Source organism: Rheinheimera soli (assembly GCF_031457405.1).
Lineage (GTDB): Bacteria > Pseudomonadota > Gammaproteobacteria > Enterobacterales > Alteromonadaceae > Pararheinheimera > Pararheinheimera soli_A.
The window spans coordinates 381,622-399,327 of sequence record NZ_JAVDWR010000001.1; the positions used below are offsets into that span (position 1 = coordinate 381,622).

The 17,706-nt window shown below is 46.2% G+C and carries 16 protein-coding genes; 6 read left to right on the forward strand and 10 right to left on the reverse strand.

Going from position 1 to position 17,706, the window contains the following annotated elements; translation table 11 throughout:
- Positions 1-3: 3 nt before the first annotated feature.
- Complete coding sequence (locus tag J2W69_RS01735) at positions 4-654, forward strand: thiopurine S-methyltransferase (RefSeq protein WP_300929519.1); 651 nt, start codon at positions 4-6, stop codon at positions 652-654.
- Positions 655-711: 57 nt separating this feature from the next.
- On the opposite strand, the gene J2W69_RS01740 is transcribed toward J2W69_RS01735, so the two are convergent.
- A complete protein-coding gene (locus J2W69_RS01740; RefSeq protein WP_310273953.1) occupies positions 712-2,019 on the reverse strand; it encodes a dicarboxylate/amino acid:cation symporter in 1,308 nt (435 codons plus the stop codon).
- 168 nt (positions 2,020-2,187) lie between these two features.
- Here J2W69_RS01740 and J2W69_RS01745 point away from each other — a divergent pair, with 168 nt between their 5' ends.
- Positions 2,188-4,440 carry an Ig-like domain-containing protein gene (locus J2W69_RS01745; protein WP_310273955.1) on the forward strand — a complete coding sequence of 751 codons (2,253 nt, stop codon included), beginning with the start codon at positions 2,188-2,190 and terminating at the stop codon, positions 4,438-4,440.
- Between the two features lie 112 nt (positions 4,441-4,552).
- Here the strand turns inward: J2W69_RS01745 and astB are convergent, their stop codons facing one another.
- Positions 4,553-5,896 (reverse strand): N-succinylarginine dihydrolase, encoded by a 1,344-nt coding sequence (gene astB, locus J2W69_RS01750; RefSeq protein ID WP_310273956.1) that lies wholly within the window; start codon positions 5,894-5,896, stop codon positions 4,553-4,555.
- Between the two features lie 354 nt (positions 5,897-6,250).
- On the opposite strand from astB, the gene topA reads away from it, so the two are divergent.
- Positions 6,251-8,848, forward strand: coding sequence for a type I DNA topoisomerase (topA, locus tag J2W69_RS01755; RefSeq protein WP_310273957.1), 2,598 nt, complete (start codon positions 6,251-6,253; stop codon positions 8,846-8,848).
- A 40-nt stretch (positions 8,849-8,888) separates the two neighbouring features.
- On the opposite strand, the gene J2W69_RS01760 is transcribed toward topA, so the two are convergent.
- Both J2W69_RS01760 and J2W69_RS01765 read right to left on the reverse strand, forming a co-directional pair.
- Positions 8,889-9,650 (reverse strand): hypothetical protein, encoded by a 762-nt coding sequence (locus J2W69_RS01760; protein ID WP_310273959.1) that lies wholly within the window; start codon positions 9,648-9,650, stop codon positions 8,889-8,891.
- A gap of 91 nt (positions 9,651-9,741) precedes the next feature.
- A complete protein-coding gene (locus J2W69_RS01765) occupies positions 9,742-10,434 on the reverse strand; it encodes a sensor histidine kinase (protein WP_310273961.1) in 693 nt (230 codons plus the stop codon).
- 157 nt (positions 10,435-10,591) lie between these two features.
- Between J2W69_RS01765 and cysB the strand changes: the two genes are divergently transcribed.
- Together cysB and J2W69_RS01775 are read left to right on the forward strand one after the other, a co-directional pair.
- Positions 10,592-11,569, forward strand: a complete 978-nt coding sequence (gene cysB, locus J2W69_RS01770; RefSeq protein WP_310273963.1) for an HTH-type transcriptional regulator CysB — start codon at positions 10,592-10,594, stop codon at positions 11,567-11,569.
- 306 nt (positions 11,570-11,875) lie between these two features.
- Complete coding sequence (locus tag J2W69_RS01775) at positions 11,876-12,754, forward strand: LysR substrate-binding domain-containing protein (RefSeq protein ID WP_310273965.1); 879 nt, start codon at positions 11,876-11,878, stop codon at positions 12,752-12,754.
- On the opposite strand, the gene queC is transcribed toward J2W69_RS01775, so the two are convergent.
- Positions 12,742-13,419 carry a 7-cyano-7-deazaguanine synthase QueC gene (queC, locus tag J2W69_RS01780; protein WP_008898164.1) on the reverse strand — a complete coding sequence of 226 codons (678 nt, stop codon included), beginning with the start codon at positions 13,417-13,419 and terminating at the stop codon, positions 12,742-12,744. The two genes, J2W69_RS01775 and queC, sit on opposite strands and share 13 nt — an antisense overlap.
- An 87-nt stretch (positions 13,420-13,506) precedes the next feature.
- On the opposite strand from queC, the gene queE reads away from it, so the two are divergent.
- On the forward strand, positions 13,507-14,172 hold the full coding sequence (queE, locus tag J2W69_RS01785) for a 7-carboxy-7-deazaguanine synthase QueE (protein ID WP_310273971.1): 666 nt from the start codon (positions 13,507-13,509) through the stop codon (positions 14,170-14,172).
- A gap of 23 nt (positions 14,173-14,195) precedes the next feature.
- On the opposite strand, the gene J2W69_RS01790 is transcribed toward queE, so the two are convergent.
- From J2W69_RS01790 to bepA, 5 genes are read right to left on the reverse strand one after another with little or no spacing between them, the layout of a single operon-like run.
- Positions 14,196-14,786 (reverse strand): LON peptidase substrate-binding domain-containing protein, encoded by a 591-nt coding sequence (locus J2W69_RS01790; RefSeq protein WP_310273972.1) that lies wholly within the window; start codon positions 14,784-14,786, stop codon positions 14,196-14,198.
- Positions 14,787-14,841: 55 nt separating this feature from the next.
- On the reverse strand, positions 14,842-15,270 hold the full coding sequence (locus tag J2W69_RS01795) for a DUF2069 domain-containing protein (protein WP_405047863.1): 429 nt from the start codon (positions 15,268-15,270) through the stop codon (positions 14,842-14,844).
- Positions 15,267-15,854, reverse strand: a complete 588-nt coding sequence (wrbA, locus tag J2W69_RS01800) for an NAD(P)H:quinone oxidoreductase (protein ID WP_310273974.1) — start codon at positions 15,852-15,854, stop codon at positions 15,267-15,269. Before wrbA ends, J2W69_RS01795 begins: the two co-directional genes overlap by 4 nt.
- Positions 15,851-16,207: an arsenate reductase (glutaredoxin) gene (arsC, locus tag J2W69_RS01805; RefSeq protein ID WP_310273976.1), complete on the reverse strand. Its 357-nt coding sequence runs from the start codon at positions 16,205-16,207 to the stop codon at positions 15,851-15,853. The genes wrbA and arsC overlap by 4 nt, the downstream gene beginning before the upstream one ends.
- A 16-nt stretch (positions 16,208-16,223) precedes the next feature.
- Entirely contained in the window at positions 16,224-17,684 is a 1,461-nt protein-coding gene (gene bepA, locus J2W69_RS01810; protein WP_310273978.1) for a beta-barrel assembly-enhancing protease, read from the reverse strand.
- Between the last annotated feature and the right edge of the window lie 22 nt (positions 17,685-17,706).

Sequence of the window (17,706 nt, forward strand, 5' to 3'; positions counted from 1 at the left end):
GTTATGCAGTCTGAGTTTTGGCACAATTGCTGGCAGCAACAAAGAATAGGCTTTCATCAACATGAAATTCACCCGCTGCTGCCTGTGGTATTGTCTCAACTGAACTGGCATCAGTCTAAAGCTGTTTTTGCACCTTTGTGCGGTAAAAGTTTGGACCTGTGGTGGTTGGCTCGGTATGGAAAAGTGATTGGAGCTGAATTATCCGAACTGGCTTGTCAGCAGTTTTTTCATGAGCAGCAGCAAGAGTTTTCCATTTCTCTACAAAACGAATTTCAGCACTTTAGTCATCCGGCTGTTGATATATGGCAAGGTGACTTTTTCGCTTTAGAACCACAACAATTAGGCCATATCGGGCTGATTTATGACAGAGCGGCACTAATCGCTTTGCCTGCTCAGATGCGAATTGACTATGTGCAGCAGATCAAACGCTTGTGTACAGCACCTGTTTCTTTGTTACTGCTGAGCCTGGAATACCCGCAAGCAGAAATGTCCGGCCCGCCGTTTTCGGTGACAGAGCAGGAAGTCAGAAGCTTGTTTGATTTTGCCGAATCAATTCAACTGCTGGCGGTACGTAATCTGACAGGACGACCTTTTGCGCAGCGCCAGTTTAACGTCAGTCAACTGCTTGAAAAAGCGTTCTGGATCCAGTGGTAACATCACAAAAGACATAAAAAAACGCCGCATTAAGCGGCGTCTTTTTATCAGGAAAACTTAAACGTTTCTGCCTGCATCCGGGTTGTTAAAACATTCTTGATCAAACTGATTTTCGCTTTTGGCGATAAGACAGGACACCATGGCATCCCCTGTCACATTCACTGCTGTGCGTGTCATATCCAGTAAACGGTCCACGCCAATAATCAAGGCAATACCTTCCACTGGTAAGCCCACTTGTTGCAATACCATGGCCAGCATAATTAAACCTACACCAGGCACACCTGCTGTGCCGACAGAGGCTAAAGTGGCGGTCAGGATCACCATCAGGTAGTCCATAGTGGTTAAATCAACCTGAAACACCTGAGCTATAAATACAGTGGCAACCCCTTGCATGATGGCAGTGCCATCCATATTGATGGTTGCACCTAAGGGGATAGTGAATGAGGCAATACTGTTGCTGACACCCAGTTTTTTGGTGGTGGTGTCCATATTGACAGGAATGGTGGCATTACTGCTGGACATGCTAAAGCCAAACAAAGCGGCATCTTTCATTTTGCGGAAAAACATCAGAGGGTTTAAACGACCTAAAACAGAGATAAATAAGCCATAAACAATAAAACCATGGAAAAACAGCACAAAAAGTACAGTACTAAAATACCAGCCCAGGCTTTCCAGGTTTTTCAAATCTAAAGTAGTAAAAAGTTTGGCCATCAGGAAAAATACGCCATAAGGTGCCAGAGCCATCATAAAACCAACCAGTTTCATCACCACTTCGTTTAAGTCGTTAAACAAAGCGCGCACTCTTGAACCTGCTTCTCCCGTTAAAGCAACGGCTAAACCAAAAAGAACTGAAAACACAATAATCTGCAGCATTTCTCCTTTCGCCATGGCTTCCACCGGGTTACTTGGGAACATATTGATAAAAACCTGAGTAATAGAGGGGGCTTGTTGCACACTAAACTGTGCATCTGCAGTCATTTGTACTCCTGTTCCAGGGGAAACCAGAAGTGCAAAAAAGATAGCTAAAGCTATAGCAACAGCTGTGGTCAGAATATACAAGCCAACAGATTTACCACCAAGGCGACCTAAGGTGCTGCCATCACTTAATGAGCTGGTACCGCAGACCAGGGAGACAAAAACCAGCGGCACAACCAACATTTTCAGGCTGGCGACAAAAATTTGTCCACCAGCGTGAAAAATGCCGTCGACAAAAAAGGCCCGCAAGCCAAGCTCTGCACCAAACAAACTTAAAGTTCGTTCTGCTTCACCTGCTAGCAGGAATTTAAAAAAAGCACCGACCAGTATGCCCAGCGCCATACCAATCAAAATACGTGGGGTTAGACCTAGTTTCTTTTTTGCAGTCATTTTTATTTTATTATCAGCCCGGAAAATGCCGCTTAGCCTAACAGTTTGTGCGTCAAAAGAAAAACCGCAACTGACGGAATTATTTTGCATCTGGGCTTAGCCCCCTGCATAAGTTTCGACTAAGCTAGAATAATTACAATAAGTTAGCGCATCCAATGGAGAGTCCAGATGCTGAGAGTCAGGTGCTACTTTGTCGTCGTTTTGTTGTTCTTGTTAGCTGGGTGTGGTGGGGGGGGCACTATTAGTAGTGATGGCGACGGTGGCGGTACCACCGAAGTGATCAGCATCAGTCTGGTGTTGACTAATGCATCCACTGTAGTGTCTTCAGAGGTAAGTAAAGCCCAACCCCTGACATTAACTGCGACTCTCACTTCGTCAACAGGCCGCTCTATGGCGGGTCAACTGGTGACTTTTAGTTTTAACGATGCGCTTTTAGCCAACTTTAATAATGAAGCAGGAACAGCTCAAACCAACAGCAATGGTGTTGCTGTAATAGGTGTGCGGGTGGGAACCAAAAGTGGTGCTGGCACCATAGCGGCCACTTTGACCGGTGGACAATCCAATACCATCAGTTTTGCTTCGGCCGGAGATGCAGATAAGGTGGAACCTGAAAAGCCGGTCGGTTCGTTGCGCTTAATTGCCGATACCTTGCAGTTAGGCTCAGGCAATACAGCACAAGTGGCTTTGTCTGCTGTGGTTCTGGATACCAGCAACGTATTGCAACCCGGCGTCACAGTGCAGTTCAGTTCATCTTCAGGTGAACTGCAAGTGGTAAGTGGGATCACTGAAACTGATGGTGTAGCCAAAGCCATTTTATCCAGCAGTGTGGATCCATCCTTACGTACTATTACAGTGACAGCAGCAGTGGGGGGTAAGGTAGCCACTGTGGATGTCAATGTGGTGGGCACGACCATTCTTATCAGCGCACCACGTTCTATGGTGTTGTCTGACGAAGTAACTATTACTGCGGATTTAACCGATTTTGACGGTAGAGGTATTCAGGGGAGGACCTTAGCTGTGACTTCTTCATTGAATAACCCTATCACCAGTACTTCACTGGTGACTGCTGGCAACAGTGGCCGAGTGACGTTTACCTACAGAGCTAGTGCGGGGGGCACGGATGAGCTTCGGGTGACTGGTTTGGGGGCTACTGCAGTGGCAACTATTGCCATTCAATCCGACCAGTTCAGGTTTTTGAGAACAGAAGCGATAGAGGTCGATTTAGGGACCGTAGCGGATGTTGACCGTATGCTAAGTCTGGAGTGGTTGGTCAATGGTAATGCAAAAGAAGGAGGTGAACTGACTTTTACAACCACCCGAGGCACTCTCAGCGACAGTGAAAATGTGGCGGGGACATCTATTTCCATAGCTGCACAAACTGTTTTGGGGAGGGCGGATGTGTTTGTTCATTCGGACTTTGCTGGTTTTGCAAATATAGTAGCAACTGAAGTTTTGGAGGGGTCTGTTAATTTGTTAACAACTCAGACTCGTGTTGAATTTATCGCAACTATTCCCGATAACATTGAACTCCAGGCTTTTCCTGCTCAACTTGGCCCCGGAGAACAGAGTATTGTGCGCGCAATAGTTCGCGACCAAAATAAAAATCCTGTGAAAAATACAACTGTCGCATTTACTTTAGTTGGTGCGCCTGGAGGGCAAATCAATCCGGCTACAGCGATCTCCGATTCACAAGGTCTGGCAACAACAGTGTTTACCTCTGATAGCTCAACAGGCGCTGGCACTGGTGCCAACCTGAGTATACAGGCAACGGTTCTTGATAACTCCGCTATCAGTAAACAGGTACCCGTCTCTGTAGGTGCCAGAACATTGTTTTTTCGTTTTGGTACAGGAAATACAATTAAAGCTCCAAGCAACACTTTGTTTGCACAAGAGTTCTCTATTCTGGTGACTGATTCGTCCGGTAATCCAGTTGCAGGACAAGATCTCAATGTTTCAGTATTACCTTTGAGTTATGACAAAGGGGAGTGGGTTCCAATTCCTGATTTGATTGACTTTGAATATTGGCTTGCAGATAGTTCTGATGCTGCAACTGATTGCGCCAGTGAAGATGTGAATAACAACGGAATTTTGGATGAAGAAGATACCGATGGCGATGGAGTGATAGATATTACGGAGGATACTAATGGTGATGGGCAGCTAACCCCCGGTAACGTTGCATCCGTGCCAAGGACTGTAAGAGCTGATAGCAATGGTATTGCAACTTTTGATATGACTTATCCACGGGATATTGCTCCATGGACTGAAGTTCTAATTACTGTGTCAGGTTTTGCTGATGGCACCGAAAATATATCAAGCCGACAGTTTAAAACTCGCGTTTCTGGTGAATATATTTCTGATGAAACTGCCACACCAGCAAAAAATCCATTTGGTGAGGGGCGGTTCTGTACCGATATAGATTAAAGGGTATTTTGGTGTAAAAAAGGCGGAAATCAGTTCCGCCTTTTTTATGCCCATGAATGACAGCTATGTCGCAACGTCTATAAGCAGTGTTGCGACAATTTATTGTTACCACCTAATTCCGCTGGAACTGATACACAGAACCTAGTTTTAAGATTTGTGTCAGCTCATCCAGGGCCTGACGGCTTTCAATCAGCAGTTGTGGATCGGCTAAATCTGCTTCGCTGATCTGGTCACGATAGTGTGTATCCACCCACTGATTTAACCGGATAAACAAACTGTCGTTCATCAGTACGGCAGGGTTCACCGCCTGATGCTCAGCGGCACTCATTGCTACGCGCAGGCGTAAACAGGCTGGGCCACCGCCATTTTGCATACTTTGCTTCACATCAAAATAATGCACCTGACGTACTGGTGTGCCACGGCCTGTCAGTTGTTCCAGATAGGCAGATACAGTGTCGCTGTCACGGCATTCAGTCGGCGCAATAATGGCCATATCGCCGTTTGGTAAGGTGACTAACTGGGTGTTAAACAGATAGGTTTTTACTGCTTCAGACACTGAAACTTCAGAAGTTTTTACTTCAATAAAGTGCAAATCTGCAGCTGTGCCAAACTTACGGCGAATTTCATCCAGCTTGCTTTGGGTATCAACAAAAGCCTGCTCATGGAAAAACAACACGTTTTGGTTACCAACCGCAATCACATCATTGTGAAACACACCCTGATCAATCACATCCGGGTTTTGCTGCATCATCACAGCGCCGTTTTCAGACAAACCATGCAGACGGGCGACAGCTTCACAGGCTTCCAGTGTGTGACGGGCTGGAAAGCGTTTAGGCGCTGGTTTTGATGAATCAAAGGCATAACGACCATAAACAAACAATTCAACACCAGCATCACCATAGGCGCTGCATAAGCGGGTATGGTTCGCTGCGCCTTCGTCACCAAAGTGATCGTTATCCGGCAAATGCAGATGATGCGCAAAATGTTTGTCATCGCTGAACATGGCCTTGAGGATCCGACCTGTGGTCAGTGGTTCCAGTGAGCGGTGAAACTTATTGGTTAAGTTCGCCGGGGTAAAATGAATCTTACCGTCCGCTGTGTCTGCACTTGGCGAAATAGTAGCAGCGTTGGCTGTCCACATACTGGAGGCTGAACAGACGGCTTTGAGCACAGCTGGCGCTTGTTTTGCCGCTTTGCTAATCACTTCACTGTCAGTGCCGGTGAAACCCAAACGTCTTAAGGTGTAGACGTCAGGGCGCTCTTGTGGAGCCAAAACGCCCTGGACTAAACCCAGTTCGGACAAGGATTTCATCTTCTGCAAACCCTGCTTAGCGGCTTGTTTTGGACTTGAGGTATTTTTGGCGTTATTTAGCGAGGCAACGTTGCCGATGGATAATCCGGCATAGTTGTGCGTCGGCCCGACCAGGCCGTCAAAATTTGCTTCAAAGAACTTCATTTTTGCTTTATTCCTTCATTTTTTGGGAAGGGGCTCTGCTTTTATTATTATTGCGGCCGTTTTTAGTTTGCTTCATTTTTCCCTGCGTACTAAAGCTTTCGCTTCAATTACTCTGGGTAACAACCCTGCGTACTCAAAGCCACAACTTTGTTGACCGCCTTACGGCGAGCCGTTTTGCTGCAGCTTTGGCGACTTTATGCAGGTCCCGCTGATTTATTCAGCGAAAAGTCACTAAATTGTGACCTTCTGGCATAATAATGAACTTATTCTCTTGTCACAACTTGAGTTTGCGGATATACGTTAAAAAAGAAGTGCCCACCGGCACGCGAAAAGGTCAGGGATCTCAATCACAAAATGGCGAAATCACTAGTCATAGTCGAATCACCGGCGAAAGCTAAAACCATCAATAAATACCTGGGAAACGATTTTATCGTTAAATCCAGCGTAGGTCATATCCGCGATCTGCCCACCAGCAGTAACAAAGATAAGGTCAAAGAAGACAAAACTAAGCTCAGCAAAGAGCAAAAAGAGTATCAGGCTCTGGTTGAACGTATGGGGATAGATCCAAACAACGACTGGCAAGCCCGTTACGAAATTTTGCCCGGCAAAGAGAAAGTCGTCAAAGAGCTGAAAGCTCTTGCTGAAAAAGCTGACATTGTTTATCTGGCAACAGACTTAGACCGCGAGGGGGAGGCGATAGCCTGGCACCTTCAGGAAATTATTGGTGGCGAGCATCAGAAGTTTAAGCGGGTGGTGTTTAACGAAATCACTCAAAACGCTATAAAAAATGCTTTTGTTGAACCAGGTGAAGTCAACCAGCACCGCGTCAATGCTCAGCAAGCCCGCCGCTTTTTAGACCGTGTTGTAGGTTTTATGGTCTCCCCATTGTTGTGGAAAAAAGTAGCTCGTGGTTTATCCGCTGGTCGTGTGCAGTCTGTGGCTGTGCGTTTGGTGGTCGAACGTGAGCGCGAAATTAAAGCCTTTGTACCGGAAGAATACTGGACTGTCGCTGCGGATACGCAAACCAATGCAGGCGTAGCGCTGCAGCTGGACGTAGCTAAACAGGCCGGGAAAGCCTTCAGACCTGAAAATAAAGCCCAGACTGATGCTGCTGTGGCTGTGCTGCAAAAAGCCAGCTACGAAGTCATTGAACGTGAAGACAAACCGTCGAGCAGTAAAGCTCAGGCGCCTTTTATCACCTCGACTTTACAGCAAGCCGCCAGTACCCGTTTAGGGTATGGTGTGAAGAAAACCATGATGCTGGCGCAGCGTTTATACGAAGCTGGTCATATTACCTATATGCGTACCGACTCGACCAACTTAAGTGTGGATGCGCTGACTGCCTGCCGCGACTATATTGAACAAAATTTTGGTACCAGGTATTTGCCAGAGCAGCCATTGAGTTATGGCAGCAAAGCGAATGCTCAGGAAGCGCATGAAGCTATCCGTCCGTCTGATGTGTTTGTTTTGGCCAGTAGTCTGCAGGATATGGAAGCCGACGCCCGTAAACTTTACGAGCTGATTTGGCGCCAGTTTGTGGCTTGTCAGATGCCTTCTGCACAATACGATGTCACAGTGATCACTGTGGCTGCTGCTGACTTTGAATTAAAAGCCAAAGGCCGGGTATTACGTTTTGACGGTTGGACTAAGGTGCAGCCAGCTCAAAAACGCAAAGACGAAGAAGAGCTGGAATTACCGGATGTAAAACCGGGTGAAGTATTGAAGTTAGAACAGTTAGCTCCGGCTCAGCATTTTACTAAACCTCCGGCCCGTTTTAGCGAAGCCAGTTTAGTTAAAGAGCTGGAAAAGCGTGGAATAGGTCGTCCTTCCACTTACGCCGCCATTATTTCGACTATTCAGGAACGTGGTTATGTCAAAGTAGACAACCGTCGTTTCTACGCTGAAAAAATGGGTGAAATAGTCACCGATCGTTTAGTCGAAAACTTCGGCGATTTAATGAGTTACGATTTTACCGCCAATATGGAAGTGCGCCTTGATGACATAGCTCATGGTGAACTGCAATGGCGTAAAGTATTGGATCAGTTTTATGGCGATTTCTCGCAGCAGTTAAAAACCGCAGAATCGGACCCGGAGCAGGGCGGCATGCGTACGAATCAGTTCGTACTGACGGATATTGCCTGTCCTACCTGTGGTCGCCAGATGGGTATTCGCACCGCATCTACAGGTGTGTTTTTAGGCTGCTCAGGGTACAACCTGCCGCCAAAAGAACGTTGCACTACCACTATGAATTTAACGCCTGGTGATGATGCGGTAGAAGTGGCGGATGAAGACGAACTGGAAACCGAAATACTGCGTCATAAAAAACGTTGTGTTAAATGTGGCACCGCCATGGATCATTACCTGATTGACGAGCAGCGCAAGCTCTATGTCTGCGGTAACAACCCGGGCTGTGACGGTTATCTGGTTGAAGCTGGTGTATTTAAGCTTAAAGGTTATGACGGCCCACTGATCGAATGTGAGAAGTGTGGTTCGGATATGCAGCTGAAATCAGGTCGTTTTGGTAAATACTTTGGCTGCACCAACGACAGTTGTAAAAATACCCGTAAACTTTTGAAAAATGGTGAAGCTGCACCACCAAAAGAAGATCCGGTGCATTTGCCTGAACTCAAATGTGAAAAATCAGAGACCTATTTTGTGTTGCGTGATGGTGCTGCAGGTTTGTTCCTCGCTGCCGCTACTTTCCCTAAATCCAGGGAAACACGAGCACCACTGGTGTCTGAATTAGCTCGTTTTAAAGATCGTCTTGTGCCGAAGTTCCATTACCTGGCAGAGGCTCCTGCGGCTGATGCTTCAGGCAATCCGAGCATCATCCGCTGGAGTCGTAAGACCAAGCAGCAGTATGTGATGACGGAAAAAGACGGCAAAGCCACTGGCTGGTCGGCCTGGTACGAAAATGGCCGCTGGGTTGTGACTAAAGAAAAAGAGAAGTAATTTCAGAGTAATAAAAAAGGCGCCTCAGGCGCCTTTTTTATTACCACTTACGTTTAGGGGCAAATAGCACATCCAGATCGTTGTTTTCCTGTTCGGCTTTTTTCTGTCTGTCGCGCAGGTTGCCTTCTTTCAACTCGGTGGCAATGTCTTCCAGTATGGTCATCACTTCACTTTTACGAGTGGTAATGTAATCGTCCGAGTGAGCACAGTTTGACATAGTGGTGAGTGCTTTTTCATAACACTGACGGGCTGAACCCAGCATGTTGCCTGCGCGAGCCTGATTACCTCTTTTAATCTGGCTTTCCACATTAATACGTAATTGCAGCATTTCCAGTCGTCTGTCTTCCTGCACTACGGTTTGGGTGTCTATATTGCCGCGGGCATGTTCGCTGCGCAAAATAGTGCGGAGCTTTTTAATGCCCTGGATCATGCCGATAATTTGTTTGTCATTATCTGGCATGGTTAAGCCTTCGACCACCATATCCCCGGCCGCTGTATCATTTAAACGGGCTTCTGTCTCTCCAATACGTTTTTTCAAATCCTTCGAATTGGGTTCCAGCTCCAGCATGGCTTTGAGCGTAACCGCTATACGTTTGAGCAACATTTGTATAATGCCTTTGGTGATAGGCACGTTGGCAGCATTCAGCAGAATGTCTTCTGTTTCTTCCAGCAAAGTGCGGAGTTTAGAAAACTCTGCTCTTTTCAGCGCGGCCAGTCGCTCTTTATGCTGCTGCACTGCGTTGACAATCACGGCGATAATCACCAGTGCAACAACCAGCACAATGATAATAGTAAAAAGCATCCAAACTCCGTTGCCCGGGCCTTGGCCCGGCTTTTTGTTTTAAGGCTGGGTGTTAAACCTGACCTTACTGAATTTCTGTGTAACGCTCAAATCAGGGCAAATACAGGCTGAACATAGCTCCGCCATACAAGCCCCCATTATTTAAACGAATAAAACCAGTTTTACCATGATTTTTATGCGCTTTGGCGATTAACCCTGCAAAAAACAGGCCTAAGCCTGTGCGGCCAGCCGCTAAATTTAAATCTTTCATCAGCGTATCGGCATTTTCCAGCATAAATTCAGGATAACCCGGGCCATCATCATGCAATTCTATCGCTAACCCATGGTCTGTCAGCTCTGCCCTTAATAATAATTTGCTTTTGGTGTAGCGTAACGCATTCACAAACATATCGTTAAGCAGGTTGCTGATCAGATCGCTGTCAAAATACCAGAGTAAATCGCTGCCATCCTGCACTTCGACCTGAATATCTTTCTGACTGATGTACATTTCATTTTTCAGAAGAATTTCTTCAAATAAATCAGAGATATAATACTGGTCAATTTGCAAAGGTAACTGGTTCTTTTCGATACGGTATAAGGACAACAGTTGCAACAGATTGATATTGAGTCTGTTGGCTTCGTAATGAATACGGGACAATTCTTCCCGGCCGTTGCTGTCCAGTTGTTGCTGCTCTTGTTGCAGGTTATCAATAGACTGGATCAGTAAGCACAAGGAGTTTTTCATATCATGTGCCGCTGATGCCAGCACTGTTGCAAAGTCGATGGATGAGTCTGAAGTTGACATACAGTCCCCGATGATCCCGTTGTACCGCCATTGAGAAGCAAACAGCAGTTTTTTAGTTACTATTGGTTATATATTCCAAGTAAATCAAAATAAGTTGGAATATCCAGATGAATATGTATAGTGTTTATATCATATGCCAAGAACGGATCACTGACACATGAAATTACAACAGCTACGTTATATTGTTGAAGTTCTCAATCACAACCTGAATGTCTCTGCGACAGCAGAGAGTTTATATACCTCACAACCCGGCATCAGTAAACAGGTGCGGATGCTGGAGGACGAACTGGGCATCCAGGTCTTTGGCCGTTCCGGCAAACATTTAACTCATGTTACACCAGCTGGCAGAGATGTTATTGAAATAGCTCAACAAATACTAGCAAAAGTTGAGAGCATCAAAGCTGTTGCCAAAGAACATACCTTGCCAGATCAAGGCAAGCTGAATATTGCCACGACCCACACTCAGGCACGTTATGCTTTACCGCCAGTGATCAGTGGTTTTATGAAGAAATTCCCTAAAGTCTCTTTGCATATGCATCAGGGCACACCGTCACAAATTGCGGAAGCGGCGTCCCGCGGTGATGCAGATTTTGCGATAGCCACAGAAGCTATGCATTTATTTAATGATTTAGTGATGCTGCCTTGTTACCACTGGAACCGCAGCGTGATAGTTCGCCATGATCACCCGCTGGCAAGCTTAAGCCGTAAAATTGCAGTGGAAGATGTGGCAGAGCATCCTATTGTCACTTATGTGTTTGGTTTTACCGGCCGCTCAGAACTGGACCGTGCTTTTGGTGAAAAGGGTTTAGAACCCAAAATTGTCTTTACCGCCACAGATGCTGACGTCATTAAAACTTATGTACGTTTAGGTTTAGGTGTAGGGGTGATCGCCTCCATGGCCATGGATAAAGATTTGGACAAAGATTTAGTTTCTATAGATGCCAGTCATTTATTTGCAGCCTCCACCACTAAAATTGGTTTCAGAAAAGGCACTTTTTTACGTACTTATATGTATGATTTTATTGAACGTTTTGCACCGCACTTAACCCGTGAAGTGGTAGAAAAAGCCAATATGTTACGCAATCAGGACGATATAGATCGGATGTTTGCGAAGTTTGAGCTACCTATTAAGTAGGTTGGTTTAATAGAAAAAAGGGCCTTGATGGCCCTTTTTTTAATACTTAATGTGAATAGGCAAATTCTTGCCACAGTCCGGATTGACCAACAAATGCTTAGCCTGTAAACAGCGCTGCTGTCTTTTTAATTCACGTATATTTTACCAATATGAGGGAAGCTGAGGTTATGTACTAAAGCATGTTATTTCTCCATTTGGGTGTCTGGATGTTTACATGTCTAAAATTGGGGGTTATGCTAAACAGAGACAAACAAATGAATTGTATGCTCAGTATGAAGAAAACTTTTGTTGTAAAGGAATTGGCAGATGATTGATTTAAAACTGCTGCGTACCTTACAAGCGTTGCAGCAGAGCGGCACATTAGTGGCTGCTGCCGATCAGCTGTGTCTGACCCAGTCGGCCTTATCGCATCAGCTCAAAGAGGCCGAGTCTTATCTTGGCGCTGCACTTTATCTGCGTAAAAGCCAGCCTGTATCATTTAGCCCCCAAGGTCAGCTGTTGTTGGATTTAGCCGCCCAAGTCTTGCCCTTAGTGGCGCAGGCTGAAACTCAGCTCAAAGGAAAAAGCTTACACCGTATTCGATTGGCAGTGGAATGCCATGCCTGTTTTCACTGGTTAATGCCAGCTGTGAAAGCTTTTGGGCTGTTGCAACCAGAATGCCCGGTCGAGTTTTCTGCCGAGATTGAACACAACGCTTTGGATGCTTTGTTAAGTGATGAACTGGATTTAGTGCTGACCACAGACAAACGTGAGCTTGCCGGTTGTTATTTTGAAGCTTTGTTTGAGATGGAATTATGCCTTGGCGTCAGTGCTGATCATCCACTGGCATCGCAGCCTTTTATCACAGCGCAGCAGCTAAAACAGAACACTTTATTAGGTTATCCATTGCCTTTGGATCGGCAGGATTTATACCGTTATGTACTGGCTCCGGCTGGTTTGGAGGCAAAGTTCAGAACTGTGACGCAAAGCAGCCAAATTTTGCAGCTGATTGCAGCAGGGCAGGGCGTTGCGTTATTACCCCGCTGGCTGATGGAACCTTATCGTGCTCAGGGGCTGTTGGCTGTTGTGCCGATAGGAGAACAAGCTTTATTCAGAACTATGTATGCAGCCTGTCGGCAGGGGCAGCACGACGCTAACCCGCTGCGACAGTTGTTAGAGCAAATTAGTCTGCATCAACCTTCGTAGGCTAAAGGATCTGTTGCGTTATTCAGTTCAAAAGCTTCGAGGCGTTCCTGACAGGAACCACATTTACCGCAGGCTTTTTCACGACCGTTGTAGCAGGTCCAGGTTTTGCTGTAATCCAGCCCCATGGCTAAACCATCGCGTAAAATTTCGATTTTGGTCTGGCTTAAATAAGGGCTGACAATGTCTACCGGCTCGTAGTTAGCCACCTGGCAAACTTCATTCATTTTATGCACAAAATCAGGACGGCAATCCGGATAGATAAAATGATCACCAGAATGAGCACCGTAATACACAGCACGGGCATTCAGTGACACCGCATAACCGACGGCTAAGGACAATAAAATCATATTGCGGTTTGGCACCACAGTGGATTTCATGGTGTCGGCAGCGTAGTGGCCTTCAGGAATTTGAATATCTTCATGAGTGCTGTCTGGCGCCATCAGGCTGGAACCGGCCAGCAACTGATTAATCGCAGAAATATCCACCACTTTATGCGGAACACCTAACTCCTCACAAACACTGCGGGCACAGACCAGTTCTTTGACATGGCGCTGACCATAGTTAAAAGACAGGGCATAAACTTCATGACCATCAGCTATGGCTTTGTGCAACACGGTAAATGAATCCATACCGCCGGAATAGATCACAACAACTTTTTGCGGCATCTGTCAGGCTCTCTCGCTATAATAGGCAAAATTTCGGGCGCGCATTGTACTGTATCTGAGCCTGTAGCTAAAGGAAAACCCCATAAAGTGTATAAAGTAAACGAGATTTTCGAGACCATTCAGGGTGAAGGCAGTTACACCGGCACTCCTGCTATTTTTCTGCGTTTACAAGGTTGTCCTGTAGGCTGCTCCTGGTGTGACACCAAACAGACCTGGGAAATCGATCCGGAACTGCAACTGAGCCCTGCAGCTATTTTAGAGAAAAAAGCCGACTCGGATCACTGGTGCAGTTTATCTTCAACCCAAGTGCTGCAGTTGTTTGCCGACAAAGGCTACCGCGCTAAACATGTGGTGATTACAGGTGGCGAGCCTTGTATGTATGATTTACGGCCTTTGTGTGACCTGTTGCATTCTGTCGGATACTCCACTCAGATAGAAACCAGCGGTACCTTTGAAATTCTCGCGCCTGAAGCCACCTTTGTCACAGTTTCGCCAAAAGTGAATATGAAAGGGGGCTACGAAGTGCTGCGTACAGCGCTGGAACGCGCTAATGAAATTAAGCACCCTGTCGCTATGGAAAAGCATATAGAGGAGCTGTTGGAGCTGCTACAAGGGCTGGATTTAACCAATACACTGGTGTACCTGCAACCCATCAGCCAAAAAGCCAAAGCCACTCAGCTTGCTATTGAATTCTGTAAGCAGCACAACTGGCGTTTAAGTGTGCAGGTGCATAAATATCTGGGGATTAATTAAATCTCGCATTGATGCAGCAAAAATTAACTTAGTTCTTCCAGACTGTCTTCCAGCCAGAGTTCCAGATCTTTGGCTGTGTCAGCCAGCTCCTGCTGCAGCCACTGACGTTTTAAATGAGGTGTCAGCGGTAACAGCTCCATCCAGCGTGACACCAGCCAGCATAAATTGTCAGGTTCTGGCTGTGGGTACAAAGTGGCCAGTTCAGGGTATTGTTTAAACACCAGCTGTAATTTATGCCACAACAGCTGCTGCTCCGCGCTGGTGTTCTGTGCAATCCAAAACGGCACCGGAGTCAGTTCTGCCACATGCAACTGGTCGTATTCCTGCCACCTTTTGCTGATGTGATAACGGCCTGTCCCCTCGACAGTAATGCCAAGCAAACCATCAGGCAATTGCTCAAAATCAACAATAGACACCAGTGTGACTTCAGGACAAATTCTGTCCTGATGATGCTGGCTCACTAAAGAATTAATACTGGCGATGGCAAAGGGCCGGATGCCGCTGCTCGCATCTTTCATCAGGCGTAAATAACGGGGTTCGAATAAACGCAGACGCATTCTGCCTTCAGGCAGCAGCAAGGTGTTCAATGGAAATAAAGCTATTGTTGGGTTCATAACCGCATGTCGTTAACTACTCTGCGGTTATGTACGCTGGCGTTGTTGCTTTAGATTAGTCTTTGATGCTTCTTATTGGATCATCTTTTAATTTAGGGATTTTTAAACCCAGCTCTCTGCCTCTGTTGCGGGCATAATAAGTGCAGCCAACAAACATCAGGCAAGAAAACACTAACTCTACCAGTGCCAGCAAAAACTCTGTGCCGGAACTTATCCACAAATGGGTCAGGCTGTGGATCATATACAACATCACAATAAAATTCGCCCAGGCAAAGGTATAAGCTTTGCCAGTGATCATGCCCCAAAGCGGGAACCACAAAGGGGTCCACAACAGAGCAAGCAGAACCTTGGCATTGCCCAGTTCTGGTGGCGCTAACCATAAAACCCAGAGCGGGATCAGCAGAAAAAGCCCGCTAAAACCAAGACGGCCAAGCCAAAGATAAAGACGGGTGGAGGAGGCCATAGCTACAGAAGAGTGTGTCATAAAGTACTGAATCCGGAAGTTTTTAATGCGATAGCGGCTAATGCCAGACGTTTGCCAAATTGAAGGGCCAGTTGATGCTCATCTTTACTTAAGCTGTCTGAAGCAGATAAACCACTGACATGACTTGGACCATAAGGAGTGCCACCTGTTTGGGTATGATGCAGCTCTGGTTCAAGGTAAGGCAGGCCAACAATCAGCATACCGTGATGCAATAAAGGCAACATCATGCTAAGCAAGTTGGCTTCATTACCGCCATGCATGCTGCCAGAGGAAGTAAACACACCTGCGACTTTGTCCGTTAATGCACCTTTGAGCCACAGACTACTGGTGTTATCCCAAAAGGCTTTCAGTGGAGCAGCCATATTGCCAAAACGCACCGGACTGCCAAAAGCAAAGCCGTCAGCATCCAGCAAGTCCTGCTCTGTCACAACAGGATGAAGGCCAGGCACTGAACCGTCTAAAGCCGGCACAGTCCGCAGCATCACTTCAGCGCCGGCTTGCTGGGCACCAATAGCAATTTTTTCCGCTAGAGCGGCGACAGAACCATGACGGGAGTAATACAAAATCAGTAACACAGCTTTCATGCCAGCAGTGCCAGCAGTGCCAGCATTTTATCGGCAGGACGAGCTATCACAGCGTTGCTGCCTACTTGTAACACTGGTCTTTCCATCAGTTTTGGATGAAGCACTATAGCTTCAATCAATTGCTGTTCGGACAATACAGGATTGGCCAGATCCAGCGCTTTGTATTCATCTTCTTTGCTGCGTAATAAATCACGGACAGGTACCTGCAGCGCTTGAAGTAAAACGCTCAGTTCATCAGCAGATAAAGGCTGGTCCAGATAATAACGGATGGAAAACTCTTTACCGCTTTGTTCCAGCAGCGCTAATGCTTCACGACTTTTTGAACAGCGATTGTTGTGATACAGCGTAATCATAAATAGTGCCTTGAGTTTATAAACGTTTCAGACGGTTTAATTCGGTTTGCCATTGTTTTTTCTTGGCTTCAATCCGTCGGTTTTCTAAGCTGTTATTTGGCCCCAGATGATTTAACGCCTCGTTTAAGTCATCTATGGCTTTAGGGTAGATTGCCATTTGGTAATATAACTCAGCTCTGGCTTCGTAATAACGTGCAAAATCTTCCATCGCTTTGTAGGTATCTGCCAGCATTTCATAAGCAGGGAAAATATCATTTTTGTAATAAAGTAAGTTACGTAACAAGTGAACAGCCAGTCTGTAAGCTTTGCCCTGAATGGCGGCATTGGCATAATTCAGAGTCACCACCTGATTATTGGGTTTGAGCAGATACTGCTGCTCCAGCATGGTCATGGCTTGTTCAGCCTTACCTTGTGCCAGCAAAATATCCGTATAGGCGTCTATGTAATACAAATTATCTGGTTCTTGCTGACGCAGCTTAGTGATAATTTGATCTGCTTTTTCCACTTGCTTGTCATCAAAGTAAGCTAAAGCCAGGCCATACTGATTGGCTTTGGTATTGCCGCCAGGTTCAGCCAGTTTACGTAAAAAATAGCTCTGAGCGTCTTTGCTTTTGTAGTGATAGCGCGCCATTACCCGGGCTTTGGCCAGTGCATAATCCTGACTGTCTGCAACAAAACGTTTAGGGTATTGTTCGGCCCTTAAACGTGAATCGGCAACACGGGATTGTGACAAAGGGTGAGTGTACAAAAAAGCCAGCTGGGTATTGGCAAAACGGCTTTTTTCCGCCAGTTTATTAAAAAACTCAGGCACAGCATAAGGGTTATAGCCTGCTTCGGCCAGCAGTTGAATACCTATACGATCGGCTTCCTGCTCGTTACTGCGGGTAAAATTGATTGCACTTTGTTGCGCCAGTCCCTGAGCGGCCATAATACCGGCCATACCAGCTTCAGGGTTCACTGTTGCCAGCAAGATGGAGCCTAAAATACCTGCGAGTGTTAATGGGCCATTTTGCGAACGGGCTTCGACAGAGCGGGCTATATGGCGTTGTGTGACGTGAGAAATTTCATGTGCTATCACAGAGGCAAATTCACTTTCGCTGTCTGAAACAGCCAAAGTGCCGGTATGGGATACTATATTGCCGCCGAGTGTGGCAAAAGCGTTGATGTTTTTATCATTCACCCAATAAAACCGGAACGGAAATTTAACGTCCTGGGCTTTAGCGACCATTTGGTTGCCCATCGCATTCAGGTATTCATCCAGTAAAGGGTCATACACCATAGGCAACTGGCCTTTGGTCTGGCGCATCATCACATCGCCTAACTGTTTCTCTTTATCCGGAGTTAAGGTTGAAAAGGCATTGCCACCAATGTCAGGTAACGCATTATTTGCCTGAACTGAAGTGACAGAGGTCAAAGCCAAACATAAACTGAACAGGCTCAGCTTCACGAGTTGTATTTTTACTGCAAATTGCTTCATTTATTTTTGAACTCAGTCATAC

What these genes read in the sequence shown, in the direction of transcription:
- topA (WP_310273957.1), top strand. Translation starts at nt 6,251, where the DNA reads ATGGCGAAATCACTAGTCATAGTCGAATCACCGGCGAAAGCTAAAACC.
- arsC (WP_310273976.1), bottom strand. Translation starts at nt 16,207, where the DNA reads ATGATTACGCTGTATCACAACAATCGCTGTTCAAAAAGTCGTGAAGCA.
- cysB (WP_310273963.1), top strand. Translation starts at nt 10,592, where the DNA reads ATGAAATTACAACAGCTACGTTATATTGTTGAAGTTCTCAATCACAAC.
- wrbA (WP_310273974.1), bottom strand. Translation starts at nt 15,854, where the DNA reads ATGAAAGCTGTGTTACTGATTTTGTATTACTCCCGTCATGGTTCTGTC.
- J2W69_RS01765 (WP_310273961.1), bottom strand. Translation starts at nt 10,434, where the DNA reads ATGTCAACTTCAGACTCATCCATCGACTTTGCAACAGTGCTGGCATCA.
- queC (WP_008898164.1), bottom strand. Translation starts at nt 13,419, where the DNA reads ATGCCGCAAAAAGTTGTTGTGATCTATTCCGGCGGTATGGATTCATTT.
- J2W69_RS01775 (WP_310273965.1), top strand. Translation starts at nt 11,876, where the DNA reads ATGATTGATTTAAAACTGCTGCGTACCTTACAAGCGTTGCAGCAGAGC.
- bepA (WP_310273978.1), bottom strand. Translation starts at nt 17,684, where the DNA reads ATGAAGCAATTTGCAGTAAAAATACAACTCGTGAAGCTGAGCCTGTTC.
- J2W69_RS01735 (WP_300929519.1), top strand. Translation starts at nt 4, where the DNA reads ATGCAGTCTGAGTTTTGGCACAATTGCTGGCAGCAACAAAGAATAGGC.
- astB (WP_310273956.1), bottom strand. Translation starts at nt 5,896, where the DNA reads ATGAAGTTCTTTGAAGCAAATTTTGACGGCCTGGTCGGGCCGACGCAC.
- J2W69_RS01745 (WP_310273955.1), top strand. Translation starts at nt 2,188, where the DNA reads ATGCTGAGAGTCAGGTGCTACTTTGTCGTCGTTTTGTTGTTCTTGTTA.
- J2W69_RS01795 (WP_405047863.1), bottom strand. Translation starts at nt 15,270, where the DNA reads ATGACACACTCTTCTGTAGCTATGGCCTCCTCCACCCGTCTTTATCTT.
- J2W69_RS01740 (WP_310273953.1), bottom strand. Translation starts at nt 2,019, where the DNA reads ATGACTGCAAAAAAGAAACTAGGTCTAACCCCACGTATTTTGATTGGT.
- J2W69_RS01760 (WP_310273959.1), bottom strand. Translation starts at nt 9,650, where the DNA reads ATGCTTTTTACTATTATCATTGTGCTGGTTGTTGCACTGGTGATTATC.
- J2W69_RS01790 (WP_310273972.1), bottom strand. Translation starts at nt 14,786, where the DNA reads ATGAACCCAACAATAGCTTTATTTCCATTGAACACCTTGCTGCTGCCT.